The 9,922-nt window shown below is 44.4% G+C and carries 12 protein-coding genes; 7 read left to right on the top strand and 5 right to left on the bottom strand.

The window, feature by feature from the left end:
• Together A3G19_RS01795 and A3G19_RS01790 are read left to right on the top strand one after the other, a co-directional pair.
• A partial coding sequence (locus A3G19_RS01795; RefSeq protein ID WP_294870263.1) for a VWA domain-containing protein occupies positions 1-591 on the top strand: 591 nt, incomplete at its 5' end.
• A 13-nt stretch (positions 592-604) separates the two neighbouring features.
• Positions 605-1,390, top strand: coding sequence for a CbbQ/NirQ/NorQ/GpvN family protein (locus tag A3G19_RS01790; protein WP_015653685.1), 786 nt, complete (start codon positions 605-607; stop codon positions 1,388-1,390).
• 18 nt (positions 1,391-1,408) lie between these two features.
• On the opposite strand, the gene A3G19_RS01785 is transcribed toward A3G19_RS01790, so the two are convergent.
• Together A3G19_RS01785 and A3G19_RS01780 are read right to left on the bottom strand one after the other, a co-directional pair.
• Complete coding sequence (locus tag A3G19_RS01785) at positions 1,409-1,822, bottom strand: Rrf2 family transcriptional regulator (protein ID WP_015653684.1); 414 nt, start codon at positions 1,820-1,822, stop codon at positions 1,409-1,411.
• A 48-nt stretch (positions 1,823-1,870) separates the two neighbouring features.
• Positions 1,871-3,085, bottom strand: coding sequence for an NnrS family protein (locus tag A3G19_RS01780; RefSeq protein ID WP_015653683.1), 1,215 nt, complete (start codon positions 3,083-3,085; stop codon positions 1,871-1,873).
• Positions 3,086-3,236: 151 nt separating this feature from the next.
• On the opposite strand from A3G19_RS01780, the gene A3G19_RS01775 reads away from it, so the two are divergent.
• The 5 genes from A3G19_RS01775 (at position 3,237) to A3G19_RS01755 (ending at position 8,041) form a co-directional block, all read left to right on the top strand.
• Positions 3,237-4,529 carry an OprD family outer membrane porin gene (locus tag A3G19_RS01775; RefSeq protein ID WP_294870262.1) on the top strand — a complete coding sequence of 431 codons (1,293 nt, stop codon included), beginning with the start codon at positions 3,237-3,239 and terminating at the stop codon, positions 4,527-4,529.
• A 201-nt stretch (positions 4,530-4,730) separates the two neighbouring features.
• On the top strand, positions 4,731-6,845 hold the full coding sequence (locus A3G19_RS01770) for a ribonucleoside triphosphate reductase (protein WP_015653681.1): 2,115 nt from the start codon (positions 4,731-4,733) through the stop codon (positions 6,843-6,845).
• Positions 6,842-7,018, top strand: coding sequence for an anaerobic ribonucleoside-triphosphate reductase (nrdD, locus tag A3G19_RS01765; RefSeq protein WP_015653680.1), 177 nt, complete (start codon positions 6,842-6,844; stop codon positions 7,016-7,018). Before A3G19_RS01770 ends, nrdD begins: the two co-directional genes overlap by 4 nt.
• Entirely contained in the window at positions 7,002-7,667 is a 666-nt protein-coding gene (locus A3G19_RS01760; RefSeq protein ID WP_015653679.1) for an anaerobic ribonucleoside-triphosphate reductase activating protein, read from the top strand. The genes nrdD and A3G19_RS01760 overlap by 17 nt, the downstream gene beginning before the upstream one ends.
• Positions 7,668-7,738: 71 nt before the next feature.
• Positions 7,739-8,041, top strand: coding sequence for a c-type cytochrome (locus A3G19_RS01755; protein WP_015653678.1), 303 nt, complete (start codon positions 7,739-7,741; stop codon positions 8,039-8,041).
• A 112-nt stretch (positions 8,042-8,153) separates the two neighbouring features.
• Here A3G19_RS01755 and A3G19_RS01750 read toward each other — a convergent pair whose 3' ends face one another.
• The 3 genes from A3G19_RS01750 to A3G19_RS01740 are packed head-to-tail and all read right to left on the bottom strand — an operon-like array spanning position 8,154 to position 9,921.
• Positions 8,154-8,504, bottom strand: a complete 351-nt coding sequence (locus A3G19_RS01750) for a chaperone NapD (RefSeq protein ID WP_015653677.1) — start codon at positions 8,502-8,504, stop codon at positions 8,154-8,156.
• On the bottom strand, positions 8,501-9,445 hold the full coding sequence (locus tag A3G19_RS01745; RefSeq protein WP_294870260.1) for a hypothetical protein: 945 nt from the start codon (positions 9,443-9,445) through the stop codon (positions 8,501-8,503). Before A3G19_RS01745 ends, A3G19_RS01750 begins: the two co-directional genes overlap by 4 nt.
• Positions 9,442-9,921, bottom strand: a complete 480-nt coding sequence (locus A3G19_RS01740; RefSeq protein ID WP_015653675.1) for a 4Fe-4S binding protein — start codon at positions 9,919-9,921, stop codon at positions 9,442-9,444. The genes A3G19_RS01745 and A3G19_RS01740 overlap by 4 nt, the downstream gene beginning before the upstream one ends.
• Position 9,922: the final 1 nt, after the last annotated feature.

The raw sequence follows: 9,922 nt of genomic DNA, 5'->3' as shown, positions 1-9,922 counted from the left end.
AGAAAGATGAGGGATATGTCTACTCTGATCTTGGCGGATGTTTCCCTCTCCACGGAAGCGGGGATCACGCAAGAGATACGGGTTATCGACATGATACAAGATGCCCTGATGGTGTTCTCCGAATCGCTGCACCGTCTGCAAGATCGGTTTGCCATCTATACGTTTTCATCGATCAAAAATACGAAGGTCAACTTTCACATCATTAAAAATTTCAAAGAGAGCTACAGCGACAACGTTCGCGGTCGGATTCATGCCATTAAACCGGGGTATTACACACGGCTCGGTGCAGGGATACGGGAGAGTGCCAAGATTTTAGAGAAACAGCACAGTGCTAACAAGCTTCTGTTGATTCTCAGTGACGGAAAACCCAATGATGTCGATCGCTACGATGGACGTTACGGGATCGAAGATACGAAAAAAGCGATCGAAGAGGTGAAACAAAAAGGGATCACGCCGTTTTGTATCACGATCGATATCGATGCGAAAGAGTACCTCCCCTATCTGTTCGGGAGAAATTCGTATGCCGTGATTCGCGATGCCAAAAAACTCCCCAAAGTGTTACCCGAAATCTATATGAATTTGACCAAATAAAAGGAATAAAATTATGTCTAAAATGTACTACGTGCCGCAAAGCAATGAAATCGAGCTTTTCAAAGCCGCTGCGGGGATGAATCTCCCCGTGTTGATCAAAGGGCCGACGGGCTGCGGTAAAACGCGATTTATCGAAGCGATGGGAGAAGAACTGGGACGGGAGGTTTACACAGTGGTGTGCCATGATGATCTCAGCGCCGCCGATTTGGTAGGACGTCATCTGATAGATGAAAACGGGACGTATTGGCAAGACGGACCCTTGACGAAGGCGGTGCGCAACGGCGGTATCTGCTATCTGGACGAGATTATCGAAGCCCGTAAAGACACGACGGTGGTGTTGCACTCCCTCGCCGATTATCGTCGTGTTCTGCCGATAGATCGTACCGGTGAAGTGATTGCCGCCCATCCTGATTTTATGCTGGTCGTTTCTTATAATCCGGGGTATCAAAATGTCTTAAAAGGGATGAAACCCAGCACCAAACAACGCTTTATTTCCCTCAGTTTTGATTATCCTGCACCGGAAATAGAGAAACAAATTCTCCTTAAAGAGAGTGGTGTGGAGGAAGCGATAGCCCAAAAGCTGGTTGCTATTGCGGGTGAAATTCGTCAACTCAGCGACAGCGATATTCAAGAGGCGGTATCGACACGTTTGCTCATCTATGCCGGAAAATTGATTGCTCACGGGTTTGATCCTTACCAAGCGTGTATCCATTCGATTGTCGAATCGCTCAGTGATGAGGAGGATGTTTTAGCGGTGCTTGAAAAATTGATTTCTCTCCATTTTACCAAAACAGCATAGGACTCATCGGTAGAAAAATTATAATTTTGTCTCTTTGTTATTGATCAAAGAGGCGAGAGTAGTGGTCGTTAGCATGGTTTCGATCATCTCTTTCGGCATGGCCCACTGATCGTGGAGGGCACATGGATTCGAAGCGTCGCATTTCTCAAATCCCAAAATACACCGATCATGTTCTAGGGGTTCTCCGATCGCTTCGAGGATGTCGCACATACGGATTTCATCGGCTTTTTTAGCGAGACTTATCCCTCCCTCTCGTCCTCTGGCAGAGTGGACAAGCCCTTTTTTTACGAGATCGGTAACCATCTTTGTGAGGTATTTATAGGGAAGGCCCAGTTCTTGGTGGAGAATATTGACTGAATGAGAAGCTTCGTTATGGCGATAAAGGTAGGTGAGGACACGGATAGCGTATTCGGTAGTTTTTGAGAAATGCACAGGTCTGCTCCAAAAGAGAGAATTCAGAACATTGTAATCTATCTTTGCTTAGCCTGATACCTTTTTACCGAAAAGCAATGTTTTGGCGTACCGCATCCCCCAAGCAATAAATAAAACAATCCATGTGAAGGCTGTTATATCAAATATCCATCCGTGAGTCCCTCCGAATGCGGTATCGATTGAGAGCGCAAAACGAGAGAGAACAAGAACTTGTGTCCACCAAAAGAGGGTAATAGCGATCATATCCGCATGAGGCGGTTGTCCTGAGTGACCTAATGTGACGCGTGTTCCAAAACCGATCAGGATCGTGGTGAGAAATCCCAACACCAACAAATGGGTTCCTGCAAATAAAAAATTACTATCATAAAGTATTTCGATTATTTGGATAAAAGCTCCGATTAAAAGGGCACTCGGAAGCCAAAACAGTGCGAGATGGAGTATCCAAAGGATGGCCGGTGAATTAAAAGGGTGAAGTTTCCATCGCAATAGTTCACGAAATAAATAGAGTCCGAGGATAGAACTGATCAATGCTTCGCCCAAACCGAAAGCAACCATGGCAAAAAGTGTTTTTACAACAAAACCAGCAAAAACGGTTTCAACAAAATATTTTGTTTTTGTCTCCTGAGAATGGCTGAAAAAAGGGATCATCCGCTGTGCAACGCTAAAAGTAAGAAATACAAAAAAGAAATTGACCAGTATCGGGCTGAGCAAAGAGAGCCAGTTAAATGGACCGATAAAGAACTCTATGGTATTGGCAATGATCCATATAAAATGGACACCGATTGCAATCGCATGGGCGATTAGTATCCAAAACGGATCTTGCTTGAGGGGAGATTGCCCGATTTTATAGATCCAATACAGTGTATAGACGGCCATCGAATTGGCAAATAAAAGTACGATCATCGATATCCATACCATCGGAGCCCAAATCAAGGAAGAGAGGAAAAAAAGAACGGATCCGATTTGATAGAGCCAAACGATGCGGATGTAGACCTCTTTTGGGATTGCCATACTTGTACAAAAACGTGGAAAGGTTGTAAATAAAAAGCCGTGAAAGATTTGGGCAAATACGATGAACGCCAATGAATAGAGATGGAATTCATTTTCGGGGATCTGGAGTACAACGAGCCCTTTGTGCGACAAGCTAAAAATCAGTATGGATACAATTGCCCAAAGAAGACCGAAGACGAAAAACGGCTGATGCGGCTGTGATAAAAAGTAACTCTTGTTTTGTTGGGGTTGTGAGATAGAAAATTGTGTCATTTTTAGCTCTTTCAGATAGTAATATCGGGATTATATCGGTAGGAAGCAGTAGATGAATTGATCGATGTCAAGAGATGGATTTGATCTGGGTCAATTGATTGGGTATTGAAAAATGATAGAGTGCTCTTATACAAAACATAAGGATGGTAAGATGAAATTAGGAAAACTTAGTCTAGTTGCCGTTTTGGCATTAGGAACAAGCGTATACGCGATCGATAACGTAAAAGTGAACGGAGAGGCGAAAGTTTGGTATCAAACGTTTGAAACAGAAGGGGTCGGTCAATCAACCAACGGTCTTGATTTTTTTGATCACGATGTAAATTCTATGGCCAATGTAAAACTGAGTGTCGGAGCTACCGCTGATTTGCTTCAAAATCTCAGTGCAGGGGTAAAAGCTTCAGCTCTTACAACACTCGGTTTGGAAAATAATCTCGTCGGGGATGTCTCTACCACTAAATTTGATGCGCAGGGCAACAGTGTAGGAACAGCTAAACTTGATGACCAGTCATGGGTAGAAGAGCTCTATTTGGCCTATAGCGTAGGTAAAACGACCGCTAAAATCGGTCGCCAAGCGCTTTCTACTCCATTGGCATTTACCGAAAACTGGAACATTACCGAAAATACGTTTGAAGCGGCAGTATTGCTGAACAACGATCTTCCTGATACGACGTTAGTTGGTGCATGGGTCGGCAAGCATAACGGTGTGGGATTATTGAAACCGACAACCGGTCGCGGAACCACTATCGCGTATAACGGTGAATTTAGTACGTTTGGAGCGGATGGTGCGTATGCCGTAGCGGCCATTAACAAATCCATCCCGAATACAACCGTGCAAGCATGGTATTACAATGTAGGTCAAATCGCCGATGCGTATTGGTTGCAAGCCGATGCAAAGGTTCTTGGTATGGTAACTCTCGGTGCACAGTTTGCCGGGATGAATCCGGACTCTGCATTGGGCGGCGGTACTACCGATCGCAGTACGGAGATGTATGCGCTTAAAGCGGCTGTAGACGTTGCAGGAGTCAATGTGTATGGAGCATTCTCATCGGTCAATGACGGTACTCTTGGATTTTCAAACGTGGCAACGGGGGATAAAACAATGATGTATACCGGACTTGCGAGTGTTTACTTCGACGGTGAAATCGTTGCTGCTCCCGATACCGATGCATGGAAAATCGGTGCATCGACTAAAATGGTTCCGGGTGTCACTCTCGCTGCGAGTTACGGTGAAGCGGAAACCGGAAATAATGGCGGGACTGCAGCAGCGGTTGCCGGTGCAAGTCTTCAGGATAATGACTATTCCGCTTGGGATGTTGTTGCCAGTACCAAAGCAGGTCCCATCGATCTCACCGCGATCTATACGGAATTTGATAGAGAAAATGCTTCGGGTGTGAAAACTCTCGACAATGCGCTCTTCCGTCTTATCGCCTCTTTGAAATTCTAAGCGATCTTTTTTTATCTCAGGGCCTTCGGGCCCTCAATATTCTCCTTATGTTAAGCTTTTTTACGCGAGGACTCGTCATCCTCGCACTTCACTTTTCGGTCTAAATTGACCCAAGTCAAAGATAACTTCTCCGTAATTCAATACAATAACTTCCATAAAAATATTTCAAAAAATGCAATCAGATAATGAGGAGCTATAAGAATGAATAAGATACAACGTGTTATCAAACGAGACGGCTCGACGGAACTTTATTATCCTTTTAAAATTGAAGATGCGATTCGAAAAGCATACGATAGTGTACGAATACCCGTCAATGAAGACGTTATCACTGCGGTACTCTTCCAGATTGTCTATAACAATATAATTGAAGTTGAAAAAATACAAGATTTAATCGAAGAGGAGTTGCATAAATCAGGTGAATTTGAGGTAATGAAATCATTTATCACCTACCGATTTTTACATAAAATGCAGCGGGAACATATCTTAGGATTGGGCGAAGATACCACCTATGTCAACAGTACACAGAGTGTTGAAGAGTATATACACAAATCCGACTGGCGGGTAAATGCCAATGCCAATACCGGATATTCTAACGCGGGATTGGTCAATAACCTCGCGGGCAAAGTGATTGCGAATTTTTGGCTTGATAAAGTTTACGCACCGTATGAGGGGGCGGCTCATCGTAACGGTGATATCCATATCCATGATCTCGATTGCCTCACGGGTTATTGTGCCGGATGGAGTTTGCGGGCACTTTTAAATGAGGGATTTAACGGTGTAAGAGGGCGGGTCGAGAGTGCACCTCCGCGTCATCTGCGTGAAGCGTTGGGGCAAATGGCCAATTTTTTAGGGATATTGCAATCGGAATGGGCAGGAGCACAAGCGTTTAGTTCGTTTGATACCTATCTCGCCCCCTATGTATTTATCGATGCTTTGCCTTTAACAGAAGTCAAAAAAGCGATACGGGGGTTTGTTTATAATCTCAATGTCCCCGCACGCTGGGGTCAATCTCCGTTTACCAATGTGACGATCGACTGGGTCGTTCCCGAAGATTTACGCGATCAGTTCCCGACGTATCGCGATCATCATCTTTTTGAAGAGATCAGTGAAACGGCGCACCATCAGCGACGGCTTCGCGAACGAGGGAAACGCATTCTCAAAGAGCTGACGTATGGCGATTTTCAGGCTGAAATGAACATCATAAACCGAGCATTTTATGAGGTAATGACCGAAGGGGACAACGGAGGACAGCCATTCACTTTTCCGATCCCCACGGTAAACATTACCGAAGATTTCGACTGGTACGGTGAAAATACCGATATCCTGTTCGAAAATACGGCAAAAATCGGTTCCAGCTATTTTCAAAACTTTATCGGGAGTCAGTACATCCGAAATGACTCAGGAGAGGTCGTCGAAAATCCTCATGCGTATAAACCCGGAGCCGTACGGAGTATGTGCTGCCGTTTACAGCTTGATTTGCGAGAACTGCTCAAACGGGGGAATGGACTTTTTGGCAGTGCGGAGATGACGGGCAGTATCGGAGTAGTGACCATCAATATGGCGCGTTTGGGATACCTCTATAAAAATGATTATGAGGGGCTGATCCGTGCATTGGATCGGTTGCTGGAGATTGCCTATTCAACACTGGAGAAAAAACGCCATTTTGTTCAGGATATGTTTGCGCGAGGTCTTTATCCCTACACGGCCCGTTATCTCAAAGATTTTCGTAACCATTTTTCGACGATCGGCGTCAACGGAATGAACGAGATGGTTCGTAATTTCACCGGAGACAGTGAAGATATTTCGACAATATCGGGAATCGATATGACCCAAAACATACTTGATTATCTGCGTGAACGAATGCGATTTTTCCAAGAAGAGAGCGGTAATCTCTACAATCTCGAAGCGACGCCGGCGGAGGGGACAACATACCGTTTTGCCAAAGAAGATAAAAAACGTTATCCCGAGATTTTGCAAGCAGGCGAGGGTGAAAATATCTATTATACGAACAGCTCACAGCTTCCGGTCTCGTTTACCGATGATCCGTTTGAAGCCCTTACGCTTCAAGATGAACTCCAGTGCCGTTATACAGGGGGAACCGTTTTGCATCTGTACATGAGCGAGCGGCTCAGTTCGCCTGAAGCGTGTCGACGGATGGTCAAAAATGTCATTACGAATTTTCGCCTCCCCTATATCACGGTGACACCGACATTTTCGATCTGTCCGGTACATGGTTATATGAACGGCGAACATGAATTTTGCCCCAAATGCGATGAACAGATACTCAATCAAACCCAACACAAGGAAATCCAATGAAGTCTCATGAAATTTTAGAAATGAATGCCGCAAAACGTACCCGTTGTATGGTCTATACGAGAGTGATGGGATATCACCGACCGGTAGAGAGTTTCAATCTCGGTAAAAAAGGGGAACATAAAGAGCGTATATGCTTTCAAGAATCCTCGAAACGCCATGCATCCGCTCTATGATATCACCTGCTTTACGCTTCTAGACTATCCCGACATTCCTGCCGCCATTTTTTGGTTTGCAGGATGCAATCTGCGATGCACATACTGCTACAATCCCGATATTGTTTTAGGATGGGGGACGATCAGTGAACAAAAAGCGTTAAACTTTTTATCTTCTCGGCGTGGATTATTGGAAGGGATAGTGCTCAGTGGCGGCGAAGCCACAACGTATCCAAATCTGATCCCTTTTTGTCATTCGATTAAAGCGTTAGGCTTCAAACTGAAACTCGATACCAACGGTATGCGTCCAGATGTTGTCAAAGAACTGCTTGAAGAGAATCTGCTCGATTATGTCGCTTTGGATTATAAAGCACCGGCTTCTGAAATGAGCCGAATATGCGGCGGCGGGTCTGAAAAACGGTTTTGGGAGTGTTTGGATACGGTGCAATCACATGGTGTTGATTTTGAAGTACGTACAACATTGCATCCTGATATTTTGAATGAACGTCAGATCATAACAATGGCAAACAAACTGAAAGCTATGGGATATCAGAAACCTTTTTACGTACAGGTTTTTCGTGCGGGAACAGAGACATTAGGGAAGGTTGAATCTCCGTCTCGTCCAATTGATTTAGACCTTTTATCCCATTTCGTCGCATTGCGATATTAAAATTGACTTAGATCAAAGCTATTAATTTTGATACGTTATATAATTTTTTATATCATGTATAGGAGTTTCATATGAAAAAAGGTTTGATGTTATTTGGCGTATTGATCGGTTTAGGTTTTGTGAGTGCTCATGCGGCTGAAGAGGGTGCGGTACTTTATAAAAAATGTGCAGCTTGTCACGGTGCTACAGGTGAAAAAGCGGCATTAGGCAAAAGTAAAATCATTAAAGATATGAGCTCAGCAGAGATCATAACAGCCCTCAAAGGGTATAAAGACGGTACCTACGGTGCGGCTTCAAAGGCGATCATGAAAGGGCAGGTTGCATCGCTTAACGATGCTCAAATGTCTGCTCTTGCCGCTCACATCTCGAAATAACTTCTTCGCCCCGTTCGGGGTGATCTTTCCAGGCAGTACCTTTCTTTTGCTTGACCTCCTATAGAAATCTATCGCTGCTTGGAACGATCATCTCTGGAGTATCAGCCTGCGTTTAAAAACGATCCTTGAGATCCCCATTGTATTTAATATCACGTTTCGTTGCATTTTCATCATTTAGCCATTCGGGTAAATCACCGCCAACAGCTTCCAGTTTATCACGCTCCGCATTGAGTTCGTCTTCGCTGTAAGCAAACGACATATCAGCTGAAATAACGTGTTCCATCTCTTGAATTTTTACCAGCTTGGCAATCTCTTCTTCGACACCTTCGCCTTCAATAGTGACAATAATACGACCTTTTTCATCGTGCAAATGGTAGTCACAAAAATCGGCCGCTTTGAAAATCTCGACCACCTCATCGGTAAACTTTGGATTGGTTTGCACCACTATGCTTGAAATATTCACGGTATTCTCCAGTAGTAAATTTTATTCTCTTCGCCTGAACCTATCAGGGTATGCTCATCCAAAAAGATAAGCGTATCATAAAGGGTCTCTCCGCCTTTGAGTCGTCCGATTTTTTTTTGAGTTTCCAGTTCAAATATCTGTAACTCATTTTCATCTCCGTCCGTATACACTCCAATGGAGGCTGAGGGGCTCAACCCTACGGCGTAGACAAAAAAGTTTGTTTCGATGAAATAACTCCCATGCGCTTTATACACACCTACACGTCGGTCATGTCCGCCGCTGATGATCGTATTATTTTGGTATGCGAGACGATTAATCGCATCGAGATTGATTCCGCTGAGCGTTTTGAGTACTTTTCCGCTTCGTGTCTCGATTTGAACAATCTCGCCGCTCTCATCTCCTACGGCTAAAAGTGAGCGCTTAGGGCTCAGTGCCATATCTCCAAATACCCCTCCGCCTGCTTGTACTTCGTAGAGAGATTTGCGTTTGTCCAAATCCATCAGAATAATCGCATCGCCGGAGAGTCCAAAAATAAGGTGATTTGCATCCACAAATCGAACTTTTTTGATCAGCAATCCACTCGTCTTGCCGATTAGCATCACCAATTTATTCTCACGCCAAATATAGACATTTCGAAACGACGATTCGCCGCTCTCCGTAACCATCACGGTTGCCCCCGCAAAATGATCCACCGAATAGATTTTGGGCAAAAATATTTTTCCTGAACCACTAGTTACGCTCGGAAGGGATATGGAGGAGAGTTTACGTCGTGAAGCGAGATCGAATACATTAACGACACCGGTATCGGTAGAGGCATAAGTTTTACCCTCTCTCACCACCATATCACTAATCAGACCATCCGTTTTAAGTATTGCAGAAGGCGTTATGAGCTCTGCAATTGCTTGAACAAAAAAAAGAAAAACGAGAGATAAAATTTTCACGCTACCACCTCTATCGCTCCGCTTGGGCATACGCCGATACAATAGCCGCAACCGGTACATTTTTCAGGAAGAATTATAGGATTCAACATCCCTTTAAACACTATCGCATTTTCCAAACAAGGTTCTTTGCACGAAAAACAAATACTCCCTTGATGCGACATGCAGTTCGACATCCTGATCTTAGCATGTCCTTGGATAAATTTCGTCGGATCGCTAAGAACTTTCGGGGTACAGGCATCCAAACATTTATGGCAATCGCTGCATCCCGAAATTTTAAAATCCACAAAAGGGACTCCTTGCGTATCGCGAACAAGAATCTTTTCCTCGCAGGCGCTTACACACATTGCCTCACACGTAAGACATTCGTTAAATGTCGCACCTTCCATCACGTACGGGGGACGGACGATATACTGCGCTTCCTCTTTAAAGAGAGAGGCAATAGCGCCGAAAAAACCCCGACGTGCTTCGTGTTCCATT

The sequence above is a fragment of the Sulfuricurvum sp. RIFCSPLOWO2_12_FULL_43_24 genome, assembly GCF_001829605.1.
GTDB lineage: Bacteria > Campylobacterota > Campylobacteria > Campylobacterales > Sulfurimonadaceae > Sulfuricurvum.
Note: the sequence above shows the minus strand (reverse complement) of the source record. Positions and strands in the feature narration are given on the sequence as shown.